Annotated in this window: 18 protein-coding genes; 9 read left to right on the forward strand and 9 right to left on the reverse strand. The window is 47.8% G+C overall.

The window, feature by feature from the left end; genetic code table 11:
* Positions 1 to 26 precede the first annotated feature (26 nt).
* From ACOMG9_RS16215 to ACOMG9_RS16225, 3 genes are all read right to left on the reverse strand, one after another.
* Positions 27 to 299 carry an acylphosphatase gene (locus tag ACOMG9_RS16215; RefSeq protein ID WP_422134475.1) on the reverse strand — a complete coding sequence of 91 codons (273 nt, stop codon included), beginning with the start codon at positions 297 to 299 and terminating at the stop codon, positions 27 to 29.
* On the reverse strand, positions 292 to 765 hold the full coding sequence (locus tag ACOMG9_RS16220) for a TlpA family protein disulfide reductase (protein ID WP_422134476.1): 474 nt from the start codon (positions 763 to 765) through the stop codon (positions 292 to 294). The genes ACOMG9_RS16215 and ACOMG9_RS16220 overlap by 8 nt, the downstream gene beginning before the upstream one ends.
* A 243-nt stretch (positions 766 to 1,008) precedes the next feature.
* A complete protein-coding gene (locus ACOMG9_RS16225) occupies positions 1,009 to 2,265 on the reverse strand; it encodes a YihY family inner membrane protein (RefSeq protein WP_448217649.1) in 1,257 nt (418 codons plus the stop codon).
* A gap of 396 nt (positions 2,266 to 2,661) precedes the next feature.
* On the opposite strand from ACOMG9_RS16225, the gene arsC reads away from it, so the two are divergent.
* Both arsC and ACOMG9_RS16235 read left to right on the forward strand, forming a co-directional pair.
* Positions 2,662 to 3,006, forward strand: a complete 345-nt coding sequence (arsC, locus tag ACOMG9_RS16230) for an arsenate reductase (glutaredoxin) (protein ID WP_448217650.1) — start codon at positions 2,662 to 2,664, stop codon at positions 3,004 to 3,006.
* Positions 3,007 to 3,008: 2 nt separating this feature from the next.
* The gene (locus ACOMG9_RS16235; protein WP_422134479.1) at positions 3,009 to 3,377 is read left to right on the forward strand and encodes a DUF2069 domain-containing protein; all 369 of its coding nucleotides are present in this window, start codon (positions 3,009 to 3,011) and stop codon (positions 3,375 to 3,377) included.
* 82 nt (positions 3,378 to 3,459) lie between these two features.
* On the opposite strand, the gene ACOMG9_RS16240 is transcribed toward ACOMG9_RS16235, so the two are convergent.
* The 5 genes from ACOMG9_RS16240 to ACOMG9_RS16260 form a co-directional block, all read right to left on the reverse strand.
* Complete coding sequence (locus tag ACOMG9_RS16240; protein WP_448217651.1) at positions 3,460 to 5,517, reverse strand: AsmA family protein; 2,058 nt, start codon at positions 5,515 to 5,517, stop codon at positions 3,460 to 3,462.
* Positions 5,518 to 5,531: 14 nt separating this feature from the next.
* Positions 5,532 to 6,248, reverse strand: a complete 717-nt coding sequence (gene hda / locus ACOMG9_RS16245) for a DnaA regulatory inactivator Hda (RefSeq protein ID WP_422134481.1) — start codon at positions 6,246 to 6,248, stop codon at positions 5,532 to 5,534.
* Positions 6,248 to 6,388: a hypothetical protein gene (locus ACOMG9_RS16250; RefSeq protein ID WP_448217652.1), complete on the reverse strand. Its 141-nt coding sequence runs from the start codon at positions 6,386 to 6,388 to the stop codon at positions 6,248 to 6,250. Before ACOMG9_RS16250 ends, hda begins: the two co-directional genes overlap by 1 nt.
* Positions 6,389 to 6,454: 66 nt before the next feature.
* A complete protein-coding gene (locus tag ACOMG9_RS16255; protein ID WP_448217653.1) occupies positions 6,455 to 7,522 on the reverse strand; it encodes an AI-2E family transporter in 1,068 nt (355 codons plus the stop codon).
* A 77-nt stretch (positions 7,523 to 7,599) separates the two neighbouring features.
* Positions 7,600 to 8,673 (reverse strand): DUF2066 domain-containing protein, encoded by a 1,074-nt coding sequence (locus tag ACOMG9_RS16260; RefSeq protein ID WP_448217654.1) that lies wholly within the window; start codon positions 8,671 to 8,673, stop codon positions 7,600 to 7,602.
* Positions 8,674 to 9,000: 327 nt separating this feature from the next.
* Here ACOMG9_RS16260 and purM point away from each other — a divergent pair, with 327 nt between their 5' ends.
* The 6 genes from purM (at position 9,001) to ACOMG9_RS16290 (ending at position 14,808) form a co-directional block, all read left to right on the forward strand.
* On the forward strand, positions 9,001 to 10,056 hold the full coding sequence (gene purM, locus ACOMG9_RS16265) for a phosphoribosylformylglycinamidine cyclo-ligase (protein ID WP_422475859.1): 1,056 nt from the start codon (positions 9,001 to 9,003) through the stop codon (positions 10,054 to 10,056).
* A gap of 80 nt (positions 10,057 to 10,136) precedes the next feature.
* Positions 10,137 to 10,802, forward strand: a complete 666-nt coding sequence (gene purN / locus ACOMG9_RS16270) for a phosphoribosylglycinamide formyltransferase (RefSeq protein ID WP_448217655.1) — start codon at positions 10,137 to 10,139, stop codon at positions 10,800 to 10,802.
* A gap of 123 nt (positions 10,803 to 10,925) precedes the next feature.
* On the forward strand, positions 10,926 to 11,678 hold the full coding sequence (locus ACOMG9_RS16275) for a DUF3108 domain-containing protein (RefSeq protein WP_448217656.1): 753 nt from the start codon (positions 10,926 to 10,928) through the stop codon (positions 11,676 to 11,678).
* A 162-nt stretch (positions 11,679 to 11,840) separates the two neighbouring features.
* The gene (gene gloA / locus ACOMG9_RS16280) at positions 11,841 to 12,248 is read left to right on the forward strand and encodes a lactoylglutathione lyase (RefSeq protein ID WP_448217657.1); all 408 of its coding nucleotides are present in this window, start codon (positions 11,841 to 11,843) and stop codon (positions 12,246 to 12,248) included.
* A gap of 29 nt (positions 12,249 to 12,277) precedes the next feature.
* Positions 12,278 to 13,453 carry a membrane-bound lytic murein transglycosylase MltC gene (gene mltC / locus ACOMG9_RS16285; RefSeq protein ID WP_448217658.1) on the forward strand — a complete coding sequence of 392 codons (1,176 nt, stop codon included), beginning with the start codon at positions 12,278 to 12,280 and terminating at the stop codon, positions 13,451 to 13,453.
* A gap of 98 nt (positions 13,454 to 13,551) precedes the next feature.
* Positions 13,552 to 14,808: a hypothetical protein gene (locus ACOMG9_RS16290; RefSeq protein WP_448217659.1), complete on the forward strand. Its 1,257-nt coding sequence runs from the start codon at positions 13,552 to 13,554 to the stop codon at positions 14,806 to 14,808.
* Positions 14,809 to 15,018: 210 nt separating this feature from the next.
* Here the strand turns inward: ACOMG9_RS16290 and ACOMG9_RS16295 are convergent, their stop codons facing one another.
* Positions 15,019 to 17,577: a hypothetical protein gene (locus ACOMG9_RS16295; protein ID WP_494529101.1), complete on the reverse strand. Its 2,559-nt coding sequence runs from the start codon at positions 17,575 to 17,577 to the stop codon at positions 15,019 to 15,021.
* A gap of 554 nt (positions 17,578 to 18,131) precedes the next feature.
* On the opposite strand from ACOMG9_RS16295, the gene ACOMG9_RS16300 reads away from it, so the two are divergent.
* On the forward strand, positions 18,132 to 20,588 hold the full coding sequence (locus tag ACOMG9_RS16300) for a hypothetical protein (protein WP_448217661.1): 2,457 nt from the start codon (positions 18,132 to 18,134) through the stop codon (positions 20,586 to 20,588).
* The last annotated feature ends 53 nt before the right edge of the window (positions 20,589 to 20,641 follow it).

Consider the following 20,641-nt stretch of genomic DNA (forward strand, 5'->3'; position numbering starts at 1 on the left):
CTTCATAAAACTATGTCGGCACCTGATCAGCCCGTAGTAAATTCGGAAAACTCCTGTTCAGGTTCGAGGGAAACACTAACGCCAGTAACTCGAGCCATGGGAGGACCGCTTTGCAGCCAGGCTTCCAGCTTGTCCAGCTCTCTCTCTTCACCACACATTAAAACTTCAACCCTCCCGTCTGGCAAATTCTTTGCCCATCCGGTAATCCCCAGCTTTCTGGCCTCTTGCTGGGTTGAGCCGCGATACCAGACGCCCTGCACCCTCCCCTCAACCATTGCACGTCTGCACTGATTAGCCATTTTCATCAACCATATTCATCAATACCCGGATGCTCTCTTCAAGGCTTTCCTTTGTCTGAGGCCCATACAATATTTCTATCAGTTTTCCCTGTGGATTAACAATCATGGTCGCAGGCAATACCTGAGGACTTCTGGTCTCCAGCAACACCAATGGACTCTCGGTAATAACAGGAAACCGAATACCCATATTTCTGGCTTTTTTTATCAGTTCTTTTCCCTGACTGTCATCAAAATCATACCCCAGAACCTGAACCTTTCCGTCACTGGCCAGGGCATTCAGCTCCGGAATCTCTTCACGACAGGGCCCACACCAGTGAGCCCAGATGTTTATAGCAGTCCACCGACCCTTATCATCTTTGAGAAAAACGCCTTTTCCCTGAGTATCTGTCAAATCCGGTTTAGAGCAGGCAGACAGAAACAGAGTGGTCAGTACCAACGGAAAGAAGCGGAAAAAAAATTGTCGCATTAGCCTCAGACCCTGTGATGAGTTTGTTCTGATTCTAGCTGGAATATCTCATAAAGTCGCACGGAAGCCTGTTGGAGCGAGACTGCAACACAAAAATAATGGCAATAACAGGCATCAAGGATTCAAAACAACGGGCAATGACTGGTAACACCTGTTACGAAAGCCTGATGATCAGCTTGCGGCTGTGCATGAAACCTAACCGATCACATTCATTAAATGAAATTTTGACTGAGGTCAGTATTTTCAGGATTCAGTAAAGAGGTCATCCAAAGGGCAATCGAGTACAACCCGCTGCTGTTCATTCAACTGTTTCAGTCGATCAACCAGTTGACCATACCATACAGGCTTATCCTGAGTCACAACAGACTCCAGCTGCTGATCCGATGGATATGACCAGGGGAGCTGCTGGCAAAGGTTATTGAGTTCCAGATGTCTGAGATCCCTGGCCAGTATCATTTCACCCAGATCATTTTTACTGACCACTCCCTCCTCCAACAGGCAGCTGGTGTAAAGCTCCCAATCCTCAAGAGAGAGATTCCATCCCGACTGGTGCAGCTGTTCGAGCTTGAAACTCAATCCTTTTTGAAACTGCTCATTAAATCCGTTCAGGATCACCAGAACACCCATTAAAGGTGGAAGCGCCTCGTTCCGGGTCTGGTTGGATAAAGCGAAACTCCTGACCAGTACGGCACCAAAAAGAACCAGTATCCAACTTAAATAAATCCAAAGCAGGAACACGGGAACGGCCGCAAAAGCACCATAGATCAATTTATACGACGGTGACAGAGTAATAAACAGAGCAAAGCCACTCTTTGCCATTTCAAGCAAAAAAGCTACGATCAGCGCTCCTGTAAAAGCGTGACGAAAAGGTACATATCGATTGGGTACAGCCATATAGAGTAAAGTAAAAACAATGCTGCTCAACAGAATGGGAGTTAAACCTAAGAGCCACTGATCAACCCCAAGATAGGCAGTGGTATCAGCTATCAGCTTAAGGGACGCCAGATAAGATGTCAGCACAAAACCAACACCGAGCAGGAAGGGCCCCATGCTCAGAATCGCCCAGTAGAGCAGGAAGCCGACAATTCCCCGGCGAACCCTGTCTACCTGCCAGATCTGATTAATGGCACCATCAATGGTCCTGAGCATCATGAATGCCGTGACCACCAGGAAGGCAACGCCCAAGCCAGTCAACTTTCGGGCCTGCTGGGAAAAGCTGGAAAGATAAGATTGGATCTGCTCGCCCGCTGTCGGAACAAAGTGACTGAATATAAAACTCTGAACTATCTCGCCAACCCCCTGGAAAGAAGGAATAGCCGATAACATACTATAAGTAACCGTCATCATCGGCACCACAGCAAACAGTGTCGTATAAGTCAGAGCAGCGGCGTTATTGAGGCAACGGTGCTTAAAGAAAGTATCAGAGACAGACAGGAAATAGGCACGGAGCCACTGAACATATTGAGCCTGTGAAGAAGTGGAAAAAAGCGAGTCTGGCATAACGAATCCCTGATATTGAAAAGAGCCTGACCCGAGGATTTTCAGCCAGGCTCCAACTCAGAGAAGCGTATCAGTTCTTATGCCCCGGAGGAAAGCCATTCAGTATCCCCTCAACTGCGGCATTAATTTTTTCACTCCGCTCTTCGGGTGTGGCACTGTTGGAAAGGGTTTATTGTTAGATCTGCGTCCACCAGCCAGCTCTGACAGTAATCGGTGGAGAATTATAGGGTTGATTTGGTTAGAAGTGTGTGAATTTACAGAATATTTGCGGGCTACATGACTTCAATTGCACCGAACCCCATTCAACGATAATCTTCCCATCACAGAAATAATACTTCAGGCATCAGCCTGTCGAAACAACTGCCTGTTATGAAAATAGTTCGAGAGCAAAGCCATATGAGCGTTACGATTTACCATAACCCCCGCTGCTCAAAGTCCAGACAGACTTTGGCCCTGATCGAAGCAAAAGGTATCAGCCCTGAGGTAGTGCTTTACCTGGATACCCCGCCCAGCGAAGCCGCTTTGACTGACATTCTGAAACAACTCGGTAAGAGCCCCGAAGAACTGATGCGCAAGGGCGAACAGGAGTACAAGGACCACATCAAAGGCCAGGAACTTTCAGAGCAGCAGCAAATTGCAAAAATGATTACCTACCCCAAAATGATTGAAAGACCCATCGTCGTAAGCAACGGTCGGGCGCGTGTCGGTCGCCCGCCAGAATCCGTTCTGGAGATCCTTTAATCGTGGACCTGAATCAAAAAGCCAGGCTATGCTATCGGCTGAGCCTGCTACTCTACTTCTGCCTGCTAGCTTCGCAGATCGCAAAAGTGCTCTGGCTGCACCCACCTCAAAATTCGCTATGGATGATTGCGTCTTTCACGATTGTTCCACTGTTGCTACCTCTTTACGGGTTGATCAGGCGACAGCCAAGGGCATCGGCCTGGTTATGCTTCATTCTCTGTTTTTACTTTATCAGCGGTGTGCTTGACGCCTGGTTTATCAAAAACTCCATACATGGATGGCTGATTACCGCATTCAGCAGTGCGCTGTTTGTATCTGCCATGATGTTTACCCGCTGGCAGGGGCAGTTAAACAATCAGCCCGCTGACTGAACCTTTCTCAGAAAGACCGACCTTTTTCTTCTCAAAAAAAAGCTCCTGCGTTGGCAAGAGCTTTATTTTTCGTCAACCGATTCTAATAGGACAGCTGAACTTCGATGGCTGAACCGGCCTCTTCCACCGTTGAGGGTGGACTGCTGATGATACGTTTCTCGCTGACACCTTCATTCCGCAGAAAATCATAAACCAGATTAAGACGGTCAGTGGCCAGCTTATTCATTTTTTCCTGATTCGCTGGCCAGTTTATCAACAGCCATTGCTCTGCCTCTTTGATACGCTTGCTCTGACTGGCATCACCCACTTCGGGTAATTTTCGATTGTGGGCCCTGAGATACATTTGCTCAATCAAATGCCCTCTGACGTCAGCCGGAATCTCTGTCACCTCTCCCGGCTTTGTTTGATGGATGGCCGAATAGAGTTCAACCAGATCGGACTCAAGCTCTGACCTGGAGAGACTGGGCCAATCTTTATTCTTGCTGGCTATTGCTTTCAGAGACAGACTGAGTTCAGGCCTTATTCTGAGCACTCGACCCCAGCCCTTCAATTGTGTTTTGTCGTTTTCTGTCAACACAGCCTTACCCGACGGCATCTGTATATCACCGGATAAAATTGGCTTGATACCGGCCTGGCTGGAAAGGTACTGCAGGGGCTGTTCCAGCACACGCTCCCATGCCTCCCTCGTAGCTTCCGCTGCCGCAACCTGCGGCGACAGCTCGTCGCGATTCGTAACGTCTATGGAAATGATGGACTGAGGGTTAGCCATCAAAGCTTTCACGTGATTGATATCCAGCTCAGGCTTGACAGGCTTGCCTGTAAGCTTTGAAAAAGTCAACTTGCCCTTGCTGCCTCCTCCTGCAGAGGAAGTAAGATTAAGGTTTACACGACTTCCGGCCAGATCATATCCGGCAACAGACCGATCTGAAACAGGCAGCAAAGACAAATCCACATCCCTGGCAGCAATGTTAAGTCTCGAGGTTACTGCATTCTTCAGATCGACACTGCCTTTCATAGAGAGTGGAACACGCTCAAGCCATTGCCCATTGAGCTGAAAGGTGAATTGTTCCGGATTCATCACTGCCAGCTCCACCCGACTGTTACTGAATAGTTTACGATTCTGCTTTTGGGATGACTGGACAGCGCCATTGAATTCGATATTTTTTACGGTGAATGGTACAGAACCATCAGCGGATAATGAACGATTAAGCGTTTTTGCGACTTGCTCCAAAGGACTGCCATTGATCGTCAACAAGCCACCCCTGAATGAAAGGTCTTCGACAAAAGCTTTCCGGGATCTGAATTGGAAACCCTCTGCAAATAATTCTTTCCAGCCCAGATCAAGACCGGAGTTCAAATCACGATATTCACCCTCCAGCACTTTCGCCGTGCCAGTCAGTTCCACCCCGTGATCCTCGGACCATTCAACAGATAAGTCTGTCGAAAGGCGGCCTTCCAGCGAACAATTTGAACATTCAAGAAAGTTCTGGCTGACAACATCAGCCAGTGGAAGCTCATCAATGGATAACTGACCAGACAGTGCCAGTTTCTTTAAATCAATAATACCACCCAGTGACCACTTGATGTGACTTGAATCCCTGACAACTTCAACATCTATTTGATCAGGACGATAGGTTTTCAGCTCCATTTTACTGAAATCAATACTGACCACTTTACTGGAACCGGTCTGTTCGGAGTTCACTACTCTCATCGATCCGTCTTCGAAGACAAACTGCTCCGTTTCCCTGAGAAATTGATAAAGGTTGGGCATGGGTGGTTTCTGACCGATGATCGCCAGATCAATAAAAATTCCGGGCTTTTTAAAGTCGATTCGATCCAGGTCAATGGCTTGTTTCCACAGGGAAGTCCAGGCAACATTGACAACCATAGATTCTGACTTAAGAGTAATTCCGGGCGAGATTCTGAGCTCCGGATTGGTGAGCAGGAATTTACCGGATAAGAAAGAGTACTCTTTCTTAACGGGAAGGACTTCAACCCCGGTTTGATTTTCTATTTGCTGGAGCAGCTGGTCTGTATACCGACCAGGTACCATTAGCATCACTGAAATCAGAAACAGCAGAATGGCCAGAATAACAACGACAAAGAGCACAAACCGGATAGCCGGCTTCTGGGTTTGCATACTTCTTCTCTTGATTACCAATTCATGACTTGTTTGACGAAGGGTATGGTCAACTTCCTTTTGGCCCTCAATGAAGCACTGTCCAGCTTCTGCAGCATCTTGAATAAATGCCCCATATCCCTGTTACTGCGGTATATGATATACCGGGCCACATCTTCATTCATATCCAGCCCGCGCAGGTGAGCCCGAAGCTGCAATGCCGACACTTTGTCCCTGTCGCTGAGAGGCTGAACCTGAAACACCAGGCCCCAGCTTAGTCTCGAGACCAGGTCAGGCAACAGGATAGAAAGTCTTTTGGGTGGGCAATCAGCCGCCACCAGCAGGCGAGTCCGGGAATCCCTGAGGCGATTGAACAGATCAAAAAGACCTTCTTCCCACTCTGGTATGCCTGCTACAGCATTCACATCATCAACACACACCAGTTGCAGTCTTTCCATGCCCTCCAGCAGCTTTGAAGGATAGTGAACAAGCTCTTTCATAGGCAGATAGATACTACGACCTTTTCTGCGATCAACCTGGTGACAGGCAGCCTGAAGAAGATGACTGCAACCAACGCCGGGAGCTCCATAGAGATAGATAAACTGTTCTGAGTCTATCCCACTGACCTGCTGATCCATATCCAGCATGTTGACCAGCGCAGCATTATCTCCGCTGAAAAAATTTTCAAAGGTGGCATCGTCCCTGATCTGAACACTGAGCGGTAATTGCACAGGCTGGCTCATATACGACATTAAACAGCCTTGAGCGGGAAATGCCGCTCAACCTTAACAATGGATAGACATTCCGAACCCTCTGTTGCGGCATTTGTATTGAAAAATGCCAGCTTCAGCGGGTTGATTGAATCTGCAAGAGACAGCTGCAACAAAATCATTTCACTTACCCCTCGTCTGAATGGCATGGCAAAATGGATTTCTGTTCGCTGCGGGCATAGATCACCTTACTCCCTCGGCTCACCAGCATTATACAGGTGGCTCGCCTTATAATTTCGATGCAGATGACGCAAGAGTACCATAATAATGGCTGCTAATGGCAGTGCTATTAGCATCCCGACGAAGCCCAGAATCTGCCCACCTGCCATCAGCGCAAAGATTACAGCCACCGGATGCAGACCAATCCGGTCACCCACCAGATAAGGTGTCAACACCCAACCCTCAAGAGCCTGTCCCAGGGCAAACACACCGGTCACCAAAAGTAACGGCAGGTAGCTGTCAAATTGAAAAATAGCCACCATGATGGCTGTGGTGAAGCCGACCACAAACCCCATATAAGGAATGATACTGACCAGCCCCGCCAGTAGTCCGATCAACAACGCAAACTGCAGGCCTACCGCCCAGAGTCCTATACCGTAGATCAACCCCAGGGCCAGCATGACCATAAGTTGACCCTTGAGGAAAGCACCCAAGACTTCATCGCATTCACTGGCCAGTTCAACCACAATAGGTTCAAGGTTGACAGGTAGCATTAAGCGGATATGTTCCATCATATGATCCCAGTCGCGCAAGAGGTAAAAAGTCACAACCGGAACCAGGAACAGATTCACAAGAAAACCTATTACTGCCAGACTCGAGCTGGTGACTGAACGACCCAGCTGAGCCAGAAGCCCACCAGCTTTTTGCCACTCACCCGCCATCGCCTTGACCAGATGACTGATATCAAACCACTCAGGGTCCAGACCAGTGTATTCAACCAGTTTTGGGATGGCATTGATTCTGACCCACTCTTCCCAGACCGGAAGCAACTGCATAAGGGTTTTAACTTGCTGGAATAATGCCGGTACCAGAATGAGCAGCATCAGTACCAGAAAAGTAAAAATTACCAAAAAAACCAGTGCCACCGAAAGTGACCGGGAGAGCTTCAGCCTTTCCAAACGATCAACCAGCGGATCGCCTAAATAGGCAAGCACAGCACTGATCGCAAAGGGTGTCATGACCGCCCCGACAAAATTAATCAGCACTACGCCAACCAATACGATGCCTGCTAGCATCCACTGTTGCTGTCTGGTCATTTTCTTCCTTCTATTGCAACTCGCCTTGCAGGGTGCATGCAAAAAACGCACTCCGGAATTTAATATCTGACTTCCTGTCAGCCTCCCAGCCAACGGTATTGCAACGTCTGGTTGGCCTCATCAGTACCAGTCGCTCTCATCTTTCGTCCCAGGGCAATAGCATCCGATAATTGACTAAGCGTACCATCAATTAACAGCTCCAATTGAATTTTATTACCGCCGACCTTGACTGCCATCACATCCCTCACCGCCGTCAAACCTTTCAGGTATTTAATTAATCCTGCATAGTCCTGTGTGCTGTCAATACCCTCCACTTCAAGCATCGGATTGACACTGCTGCCACTAGAGATGACTGCATAGTGCCGGGAGAGGGAATTACCAATAAGATCAGCAATAGCCAGAGCCAGTCCTTCTGCAGAGAGGTCCTGGACTGTGGCATCAAACTGCTGATTTTTGAAGAGAAGAACCAGGCGGCCATTATAGCGTCCGCGCACTTCACTCAGACGCCCCCCTAATACAGCCTCAGAGCCATATCTTCTTGACGCCTGAGCCAACTTGTCCGAAAACAGTCCCCAGACATCAACATCAGAAATCGCGGCACTGTCTTCAAAGTCCATAAGAGGGAGAGTCACTGGCAATGAGCGGGCAGCCATAACATGCTCCAGATTATTCACCAAAGGTGAGTCTGCCAATTCTCTCAGAATCTGCCTGCCTCCCTGCTTTTCAATGGCTAACCAGACAATGGTATCTGGTCGGTTGGAACCCCAGATCCCCAAATCATTTTCTCGCAGCAGTCGATTAACTGCCGCTTCATTAAAACGCACCTGAAGAAAAAGTTGCCGTCCTGACTCGGTATCACGGCGTTCATAACCAAAACTCCGAACCAGCGCAGAGGCATTCTTAAGTGACTGTAACACCCCCTCATTACTGAGGGTACTGCGCTGCCCGGTTACTTTAACCAGGACCTCAGACAGAGCCCGCTTAATGGCTGTTTCCCTTTCCTCATTACCCTGACTGGTGACAGGTACGCCGACACGATAAAGTCCGCTCATCTCTGCAGCAGGCAGCTGAAAAGACAACAGGGCCAAAAGAAGGGTGAATATCAGTCTGGAAAGGGGGAACAATCGTTCCAGCTTGCATGTTTTATACATAATGTCCGGAATCAAAAACAGGCACTCTTCGTGAACAAACCGTCATAAACATCAATACAGCCAAAGGCCGGTTTACAGATGTCAGCGACTTCCGACAAGACTGCTTATCTTTGTAAAGAGTACTAATTACCCAGACGAAACGCCCGGAGCCGATTATCCCTTCATTTTGCCATAACTTTCTGGTTTTGTAGAAAATCTTTCTAAAACAACAGGAGGCCAACCATAAAACCTGAGCAATAGCAGGCGGCTTTATGATTTTTTCGGGTTACGTTAGAATGCGCGCTCTGATCAATCCACTTTAGATTCCACGGTGCGGATACATCTCCGATGAGCAAAAGCGACCGCGATACAAATTCCCCTGTTTCTTCCCTGAGCTATAAAGACGCAGGTGTCGACATCCAGGCAGGCAACGCCCTGGTAGATCGCATCAAGCATGTAGCCAAAGCCACCTCACGTCCCGAAGTCATGGGCGGCCTGGGAGGCTTCGGTGCCCTGTGCCAGATACCATCAGGTTATAAAGAGCCGGTTCTGGTTGCCGGCACTGATGGTGTAGGCACCAAGCTGAAACTGGCTATGGATCTGGGCAGGCACGATACCATTGGTATTGATCTGGTGGCCATGTGCGTCAACGACCTGCTGGTTTCTGGTGCCGAGCCCCTGTTTTTCCTGGATTACTACGCAACCGGAAAACTCAATGTTGACGTTGCTGAGCAGGTCGTTACCGGTATTGGTGCAGGCTGTGAACAAGCTGGCTGCGCACTTATTGGTGGTGAGACCGCAGAAATGCCCGGTATGTATCAGGGCGAAGACTATGACCTGGCGGGCTTCTGCACTGGTGTCGTTGAAAAGTCCAATATCATTGATGGCAGCAAAGTTGCCGCCGGCGATGCTCTGATTGGCCTGAAATCCAGCGGCCCGCACTCTAACGGATACTCCCTGATCCGCAAGGTTCTGGAAGTCAGCCAGTCAGACCTGAGCAGTGAAGTTGATGGCAAGCCACTGACTGAAGCCCTGATGGCTCCAACCCGAATCTACGTCAAACCCTTACTGCAGCTCCAGAAAGAACTGCCAGTCCATGCCATGGCACATATTACCGGCGGCGGTCTGACTGAAAACCTGCCAAGGGTTATTCCTGAAGGCTGTGTCGCCGTCATTAACACCAAAAGCTGGGAAATCCCGGAAGTTTTCAAACATCTGCAGCAAGCGGGCAACATTGCCCAGTCGGAAATGTACCTGACCTTCAACTGCGGTGTTGGCATGGTGGTCTGTGTTCCTCAATTACAGGCTGAACAGGCCGTAGCCAGACTGAATGAACTGGGTGAAGAGGCCTTCATCATCGGTCATATGGAATCAGGTTCTGGTGACAAAGTCGTTTACCGTTAAGTTAAAAAAAGGCTTGGTCAACATTTTCCTGGTGTTCTTCAAGCCTTTTACCAAAGCAGATAAAAATCTTGAGAGCGGAAATGACGGATAACCATCGAGTCGTCGTATTGCTATCGGGCAGTGGTACCACTTTACAGGCCATTCTTGATCAGCAGAAACAGTATTGCTATCAGGTGGTCGGGGTGCTCAGCAACCGTCCTGATGCCTATGGCCTGGAGAGAGCCCGGAAAGCGGGGCTTGACACCTTTAGCCTTGACCACAAAGGTTTCTCAAGCCGGGAATCATTTGATCTTGAGCTGGTGCAACGTATTGATGATTTTAAACCTGACCTGGTTGTACTTGCAGGCTATATGCGCATACTCAGCCGTGCTTTTGTTAAGCGCTATCAGGGAAAACTGATCAATATACACCCTTCCCTGCTCCCCAGGCATAAAGGTTTGAATACCTATCAGTCAGCACTGGATGCCGGTGACAAAGAGCATGGAACATCGGTTCACTATGTCACGGAAGAGCTGGACAGTGGTTCTGTTGTGATGCAGGCGACGCTGGATATCACTGATGTTGATACAGCGAAGACGCTTGAACAGAGAGTCAAGGTCATGGAACACCACCTTTATCCCAAGGCTATAGACTGGATTGTTTCTGGCCGGATAACAATCCAGAACGATGCCATATTACTTGACAAAAAGCCGCTTGGCCCTCAAGGATATCGTATATCTGAAAAAAGTATCGCCACGGCAAACTGATTCCGTTTTAGACTTTTCTTGTTGATTCGAGCATTAAAAACGGTTTCATTGATGAGTGGCCATAAGCTGTGAATACCTCGCTGTTCCTGGCAGGAGGTATTCCCTTAAAAAGGAATTATCCTGATGACCCCTTTCAAGACCGTCTCAGCCATTTTGGCTTCTGGCCTTTTGATCGCCAGCACTCCTTCCATTGCACAACCCACAGAAGCTACGTTAAAGCCATTCACAGCGGAGTATAAAGCGGAAGTTTCCGGTATCAGTGGCTCAGGTACACGCAGTCTGAAAAAAGAGGGCGACCAGTGGGTTCTGGATTTTGGGGCCAGTGCATCGGTCATCATTGCCTCCATCAGTCTGGATGAAACCAGCCGCTTCAATTTACAAAAGGGTCAGGCACTTCCCGTGGATTACCAATACGAGCGAAAGGGGGTAGGCAGCAAACCGGCTAAAACTGCCCGATTTGACTGGAAATCTATGGAAGCTTCCTGGCAGCAGGCTGAGAAACAATCAAAGATACCATTTAAATCTGGCGCCCAGGACCCACTCTCATACCAGCTTCAACTTCGGCTGGACTTGAAGGCTGGAAAAAAAGAGTTGGTCTACCCGATTGTTGAGGATGATGAAGTCTACGAGAGACGGTTCGTGATTGAAGCCGATGAAATGCTGAAAACACCCGTCGGCCCACTCAATACGACCCGCGTAAAAGTGGTTCGCGAAGATAACGACCGCGAGACCTGGATCTGGTTTGCCAAAGACTGGGATTACGTTCTTGTGCAACTCCATCAGAAAGAAAACGGCTCAGACTATCTGATTCAGTTCAAAGGTGGTGAACTGGACGGCAAAACGATTAAAGGAATTACTCCCAAGCCATCCAAATAGATCTTGCGGGGGATCTCAGCCAGTCCCGATACAAAGGCTTCATAAAAGACTATCTGGTTTTGTGTTACGGATATAACGAACCCGCTGTCTGTTGCTTCGGGTTTCCGATAAAATGGCAGTTTCTGTTGCAACAGTCCTTTACCTCAATGTCAGGAGCTTTCCGTGAGACTTCTCCACACTATGCTTCGAGTGGGCGACCTTGATCGCTCCATTGCTTTTTATACTGATATCCTGGGTATGAAACTGCTTCGCAAGCACGATAACGAGCAATACAAATACACTCTGGCTTTTGTTGGCTATGCCGATGAATCAGAACAGGCCGTTATTGAACTGACGTATAACTGGGGTACCAGTGAGTATGAGCCTGGTACAGGTTTTGGTCATATAGCCATTGGCTTTGATGATATCTATGCAACCTGTGAGACCATCCGTGCCAACGGCGGCAATATCACCCGTGAACCGGGTCCGGTCAAGGGTGGAACGACAGAGATCGCCTTTGTAGAAGACCCCGACGGCTACAAAATCGAAATGATCCAGAACAAAAATGCATCCCGGGGACTTCAGGGATAAGGAAAAAACACAGGGAAGTGAACCAGTCAATGCCAGACAATTCTGAAAAACCCTCCGATACCTCTATCAAAAAGACTCAGAAAATAGCTGCCCTCTGTCTGATGATCCCTCTGCTTTCAAGCTGCTCCAGTCATTCAGCCCTTAACTATGCGACTGATGTTGTGGTTCGAGAGTTGGGTGGACCAGCAGCTGAAGTCTACTCAACGGTTAAGGCCGTCAAGAGTGTCCAGAAAGATGTAATCGCCTTTGAAGCCCTGGTTCGGATTCTGTCAACAGAGGCCCGTGTTAACTGGGGTGACGAAAAAAGTGCCAGCAGGAAGGAATACGTCAAATACACCAACCATTACCGCACCCGGGTATTTGTTAACTTCGAACAGGGCAAGGTTCACGTTGAAACGCTGGATAGAGAAGACCTGAAACAGGCGATTATTGTCACCCTGCTGACGCCTTACAATCCTGATGAAGTTGACCTGTTCAGCGACAAAGCCGTCCCCATCGGGGAAGAGCCCATGCTTTATGGACAGGTTGTGGACCATCAGGGGCAGCCCATACGCTGGGAGTGGCGAGCCAGTCGGTTTGCCGACTACCTGATCGACCATCAGTTAACCACTCGTGCCAGCAGCAAGGGTACCGTTTACTCTGTTGATCTTGATCTGGTTGGCGACCATATGATCAAAAGACAGTATCAATACGCCGGTATCGTTCGACAGATGTCGCAAAGATACAAGATTAAGGAAAGTTTGATCTATGCGATCATGAGGACAGAGAGCAGTTTCAACCCCTACGCGGTGAGCCATGCTAATGCCTACGGTCTTATGCAGATTATCCCATCAACGGCAGGAAGAGATGTTTTCAAGCTGGTCAAACGTCGCAGTGGACAGCCCAGCAGACACTATCTTTTCAACCCGTTTAACAATATTGATGCAGGCACCGCTTATCTGCACCTTCTTGAAACCCGCTATCTGAAAAATGTCAGAGATCCACTGGTAAAGCATTACGCTATTATCTCTGCTTACAACGGTGGAACAGGGAATGTTTTGAAAACCTTCCATTCCAATCGCACCCGGGCTATAGAAATCCTCAATGAGATGGAACCAGAAGAAGCGTATTGGTCTCTCACCCGCAAACACCCCAGACAGGAATCAAGAAACTATCTGAAAAAAGTCACCAAAGCTCAGAAAGACTTTTATAAAGGCGATGTCTGAATTTATTTTTTGACAGCAAAACACGCTTACTTTCTTGAATTACCACCGCCCTGCTCTACCTTTCCTTACGCCACAATTAGTAACCTATGAATCGAATAATGAAACGATCGTTTTTTGCGAAACCCCTGTTGCTGCTTTTGTCTTTGTCTACCATCTGTCAGGCAGACTCGTTAACAAGACGTTTTGTTGTCGAACATAAACAGACTACTCAGAGCTTTTCTGTTAAGCGCAGCCTGAATCCATTGTTGAACAATCCGATGTACCCTGCCGACACAAACGGCTACGCAGTTTTTTTGCCGCCTGATGACAAACCACATAAATCTGGCGGTTACAGTCTACCAATGACCTTTATTGAGTCTATTTACACCTCCAACGTGCTGGCTGCATACGAACTGATCCTGACCAGCAGGGACCCTGCCATGAAATGCAAACCTTATTCATGGATAACTGAAGAAGTGTTTGTGGCTGTCGGCTGGCTTGTAAAAAGTTACTGGAACCCCGATTCATTGCTGTTTAACCCGAGGGATCAACTGAGTCGGGATGATCCGTTTACGATCAACACTATGACGCTCCCCGGAGAAAACAAACAACAAAGTGACCAACAACAAAGCAACAAACAAAATCCGCCATCAGAATCATCTGGCAAGCAAGCCTCAGGGGCAACCAGCCATATCAGCGGCTCTATCACCAAAACCCTGTCGTCTGGCTCTGACGATGGTAATGAAGGTCCTGAACAAGACCAGCATACGTTGGGTTTAGATTGTTACGTCGACTCCTGTCGTGGCATTTGTAAAATCCGACAATCATCCAATAGTAGTGAGCTAGCTGAACATCCCCTTAAACCAGAGACCCATGAGGCTGTCGCAAAAGACGCAGGCAAAGCTAATGTCCTTGTCTCAGAAATCATAACGCACGTTAATCGATTAATATATACTCACACCTTAAACGATGTGCATGCCAACGCGAATTCCCCATGTCCGGATATTCAGGTATTCTGGAATGCCATCGAGTTACTTGAATTACTTGACCCTTCCGATATTTCAACAGACTTGGAACCGTTTAGTCTCTATCCAGAGATTGATTTCTATGATGCCTATCACCTCAATCATGCCTGTGGTGATAGCGATAGCGATGACGATATCGATGACTATGCTTATTATCACGTCTATTATAAAGGCAAGAAGCTGTTCGCTATAATACGCACTGCAAATAAAACAAGCTTTGCATCTCCTCTGACATGTGGGATTTCAGTAAGCATTAAAACCGAAGTCTTATTTAATGAATTATATTATGCGCCTGATGGCCCGGGTTACCAATCTGCAAAAAGGGAATTTGAGGAACAAAGGAAAAAATAGAGCAGTCAGGTAAACTGGAAAACAACTCCTGTGAATGTTCAGGTGCATAAGAAGGCTGATGATCAAGACAGCTCTTCCTCAACTCTTTCTTACGCTCCCAATGGGAATCGATACGCCGTGAAAAATGGACTCTACTACTTGAGCTAAGGTATGGGCTCCCACGCAGCAGCATGGGAACCAGAGCTTTAAACACCGACCTTGAAACGAGGATTATCTCCTCTTATATTCAGGCTGATCTGCAAAATCCTCCTCAAGCAACAACAGATCATCACCATTGGTAAAGCCACGATTTTTAACCTTCACAAAAGACCCGTTTGAGTCCATAAATGAAATAGAAGCCCCAACAATGCTGCTATGAACCTGCATGTCATTTGGTAGCAGATCCGGATCGATCATAGCCACAGGCATTGGCACAAAGCTGGACACATGAGTGCCATAACCATAACGGGCAGCGCCACGGATAGTAGTTACATCCTCTTCACCATTTTCACCGCCGACCAGCAGATCCAGACCCAGGGCTCTAATCAAAGGGTCTGTACCACCCAGAGGCATTTCATCACTCTGGTTTACAATCACAAAGTCACCCGGATTGTATTCATTACCCTCTGTCGCCAGAGCAATACCAAGACCCAGTATATTCAGATCATTTGAACCATCACCGACAGCCTCTGTCAGCAGAATGGGCTCATCGGGATATTGAGCCAGCACCCTGGCGTAACTGATTGGATCGGAAGGGTCAGTAATCGCCTGATAAGCAATCTCGGCCGGGGTTTCGTAGGCTACCCAGACTTGCTCTTCAAATTCAGCAAAGTCAGCCGGTGCCGAGTTGCCCATGACTGTACTGGCAGCCAGCACTTCATTAGCCAGTTGACGGATCTGTTCATCGGTAATCTGCTCAGGCTGGGTCAGATCAACATCTTCCAAGCCATTGCGATACTCATCGGTTTTATTCAGAGCAGTCACTTTCTCATCTTTCGAAAGCTGTGTTACAGGATCATATAAACCCAGTTTTTCAGCCATAAATAAACGGAAAGCAGCAGAGTGCAGAATGTCTTCTTTCAATTCTGGCAGTAGAACGGGAGACTGCATCAATACAGTGGCTACACCTGCACCGGGTACATTCAAAGTTGTTGTCTTGAGATCCAGCTGCTCTTTGTAACCGGGAATATTCTCCTGAGCATCTTTGATCATTCCAGAAATAATCGTGCTGTGAATCCCCCCCAGTGACCCCCCTAGCATGTGCACATTATTGGTATCAAGAAGTATATTTCCCTGATCGTCCTCCACACCATTGGCTATCGCCATTCGAATACCCAAATAATCCAGGGCAGACTGCCACATAAAACCACGGGTAGTTAACAGATTTTCAGGGCTGGCATAGTCAGTCCGACGCACCGAAGCATCCAGATCAGCGACACCGTCACCATCAATATCCACCACTCTGTCACCGTGCAGGGGATGGTCGATGGCAATCACAGCGTAACCGGACCCTAAGAGTTGTTCAGCAAACAGCTCAGCCTCATCTTTTGAGCTACCGAAGCCATGGCTATGCATAACTACTTTAAATCCAGCCTCGGGAACTTCACCAACAGGTAAATAGATTCTGGCATTTATGGAATTTTGATCAGACTCTTTAAACACCCGGATATCAGCAGCATTGCTGACATTTATAGGCGTACCGTCGTTTGTCTGAAAATAGCTGAATGCACCTGAGCAGAATTCCTGTGGTGCTACCCTGTATTCATTGAAGTTTTCAGGATGACTGTCATGGCTGCCACCTTCCTGCATACTGTCAACATATTCATTGTAATCACAGTTCACCCCCATCTCAGGTGTGTCCAGATAAGCTGGCAAGTTGATGGTCGCTGAGAAGACCCGATATTCAGGCGCTTCTGTCGACTCTGGCTCTGGAATTGATACGCCTTCCTTCTCCAGCAGATCAGAAAACTCAGTAACCAGCGTATTTTTCTCAGTACTTGTTGGAACAGCCTCTGGTACTAAATTTGTGATTTTGGTTTCTGCAGAGTACTCACTAAGGTAACTTTCAACAACCTGTCGAATCACACTGACATTACTGCCCGTAGTAAAATCAGCTGCATAAATAATGCTGCTATCAGAGATACCAGCGCCTTCCAACTGATCTATGACTTCTTGCAAATGCAGCCCCATTTCATCATTACTGCTTAATAGCTGCTTATAAGCAGATGAAGCCTGCAAGGGTTTACCATGAACGTCCTGAACGCCCGTTGTCAGAGCGATAAAATAGCGGCTGGCTTCATCAAAGGGCTTTAGAGGCTCGATATTGATACTGCCAGCTTTTGCCAGAATTGCCCGGAAATCTTTGTTCCAAATCAACTCTTTAAGGGTACCATTCTTTTCCCTGAACATTTTAATGCTTCCCTCGAACGTAGCCGGATCGATACTGGGCGAGCCGCCTGACTCTTCAGGAGCCTTGTCAAATTCCAGAACTATAGGTACGGATGTTCCCCAGCCCTGCTGAGTGCCGTAGTAGTTCCAATATGTATTGGGGCTATCTTTCGGATTATGAACCCAGTCCGTCTCCCCGGGTACTTTCAGCGTGCCATCTTCATCAAATCCGACAATATCATTGGGGTAAGGAATAACACCATTGGCCGGATCAAACTTTAACGTCTGGGGTTGCAGTGTCACTTCTTCAACATCGTCGTTCAGAACGTCATCACAGCCTGCCAGCAATATCACGGGTAGAGTCAATGAAATAGCCCTGGCTAAACGTGTGTATTGCATCATTTTTTCCTTGTAATTATTTTGCATCATTCTCTGCGAGGGGGATTTAAAATAAGTTTTATCAACAAAAATTATTCATCTCAGTTCGCCCATGACTGTTCGCACTTACATCTTTAAAGAAAGGAAACGAACAAGAGCGATAAGAGGATCAATTTACAGCAGAAAGGATATTGAATTAAAACAATTGTCTTAACCCATAAGACCATAAAAAAACAATTCATTGATTCAGGTCATCTTATTAAAGAGCCTCGGTTTTCTTTTGTTACTCAATATTTCAGCCCATTAACAAAAAAATCTAACTCAATAAGAAGCTAAATATTCTGCATTAATCCTATTGGGTCAAAAACATTAATCTGATGAATAACAAAAGGCAGTTCAACACATTTCTTCGCTGCAGAGGCTATCGCAAAAGTACTCCACTTTATCAATACGGCATTAAGTGGCTTAGCTTTGCCTGCTTCATTGGGTGATCTATCCTTTCTTCCTGTAAACCAGATAGCAAGGATAGAATTATTAAACACCCACTCTTTGTAGTAGCGTTTCTGCTGTTCCTGTCATTGTCCGCCATCTGTCAGGCCAAACCGCTGACAAAACGTTTGGTGGTGGAGTTTGAACAGCATACAGGCTTTCAAAAACAGAGCCTCTCTATAAAGCTTGACCGGCACAAACAGCCGGGTAGCCGATCATCAGACATCACCGACTCAAGCGGCTATGCAGAAGCAGGTTCACCGCCCGATGACAAACCACAGAGACCCGATGCTGATGGGGTAAAAACGCCCCTTATTGAGTCGATTTCCTGGCCATTGCTTTTCGCCACTCATATGTTGGTTGATTACAAACTGATCCTGACCATCAAAAAGGCTCCCTTGAGATCCCCTTTTTCACGACTATCTCCAGAAGTGCTTGCATTAGTCGGTTGGCTTTTGCAAAGCTATTGGAACCCTGATTCACCTCTGTTTAACGCCAGAGAACAACAAGCTCCGAGTCATTATCACCCGCATCAGGCCATTACTGTAATGTTTGGCTCCGGACACGACCAACATCAATACCAGCCGTCAGAATCGTCCGACCAGCAAGCTCCGCAAGCCAACACCCGCACTGCAGGCTCTTTTATTGCTCCTCAGAATACTGACCATCGGGGCGGTAACCAAGGCCCTCATCAAGACTCACATACTTTGGGTTTAAATTGTTTCATCCATCCCTGTCATGGCGTTTGTCAATTCCGACCATTATCCGATCCCGGGGGGCGCGCAGAACGGACGCTGGATATCGAAGAAGTTTCGATAGCCGGAAATAGCTTTTGCTCTCATTTGGTCAATGGATACTGTTTTATTTGCATGGACTATTTTGATCCTCCAAACACTACATATTCTCAAAACAACTCAATTTTCAGGTTATTGAGTAATTGCCCTTACACTCCAGTATTTGATTCTTATAAAGTATTTAAGGCAGAGGCGCATGACATTGATGTCAACCCGGCTAATAGCTGCAACCCTATAGACGGGGTCGCCCTGGACGAGGTCGCCCTGGATGGGTTCGCTTTAGACTCAATGAGCGCAGGGGCCGCCTATACAAATGCATCTACCGGACCAGTCAGTGATGATCTGGCAATACCAGAGAATGATTGCCTTGCTCTCGAAGCCACTGCCCATTGCCAAAAGGCTCTGTCGGGTCACAAAAGCAAGCACCACCACAGGCAATTCATCTGTAACAAGATCGTGGCCTCAGAGGATTGTTATCTGCGGCCATGCGCAAAGATCTTCAAAAACTCTCCAACTCTGTCGACTCACAAAAGCAAAGTTCACACCGGGCAAAAAACCTGTGACGTGACCCTGGTCAGGGAGGATGGCCAGTCTGGTCCATGCGGGACGGTCTGCAAGAACGCTCAAGACCTGTCGGAACACAAAAACAGATGCCACTCTGGGCAACAAATCTGTGACACGATCGTGGCCGTAGAGGATGGTCAGCTGCAGCCATGCGGAAGAGTCTTCTTACATGCTCGCTCCCTGCGGCAACACAAAAGAACATACCACAGCGTGGAAAAAACCTGTGACGTAACCCTGGTCGGGGAAGATGGCCAGCCGCAGCCGTGCGGGACGCTCTGTAAAAGTGTTCAAGTCTTGTCAGATCACAAAAGAAGTCACCATACCGGGCAACAAACCTGTGGCGAAACCCTGGTCGGAGAGAACGGCCAGCCTGATTCCTGTGGGACGGTCTGCAAAAACCCTCAAGACTCATCGGGTCACAGAAACAGATACGACTATCAGCAAAAAATCTGTGACGCGATCGTGGCTGGAAAAGATGGTCAGCCGCTACCATGCGGTAAGGTCTGCTTACATGCTCGCACCCTGCGGGATCACAAAAAAAGAAACCACGGCATGCAAAAAATCTGTGACGTAACCACGGTCGGGGAAGATGGCCAGCCGCAGCCATGCGGGATGCTCTGTAAAAGTGTTAAAGTCTTGTCAGAACACAAAAGAAGACACCATACCGGGCAAAAAACCTGTGCCGAAATCCTGGTCGGAGAGGATGGCCAGACGCGACCATGCGGAAGGATCTATAAGAACGGTAAAGCCCTGTCAGACCACAAAGCCGGATATCACACCGGACAAAAAACCTGTAACGTAGCAGTGCCCGGGGAGGATGGTCAGCTGCAGCCATGTGCAACGGTCTGCAGGAATGCTATAGCCCTCATGGATCACAAAAAAATAAAACACACCGGGCAAAAAACCTGTGACGTAAAAATGATCAGGAAGGATGGCCAGCCTCAGCCATGCGGGACGGTCTGCAAGAATCCTAAAGCCCTGTCGGATCATAAAAGAAGAGAGCACACCGGGCAACAAACCTGTTACGAAAAGGTGGTTGGGAAAGATGGCCAACTGCGGCCATGCGGAAAGATCTGTGACAATGCTCAAGCACTTTGTTGTCATAAAAGAATACATCGAAAGCGCAAAAATGTTGATGTGTTCAAGAACGATGAATTCAGCAATCCAGAAGGTAAAGTGCACAAGTAACGGCCTGATCTCCGCCCCTTCGAGGCTGTCGTAAAAGTGCTACGGCAAAAGTG

This window comes from Endozoicomonas sp. PH6C (genome assembly GCF_059322965.1).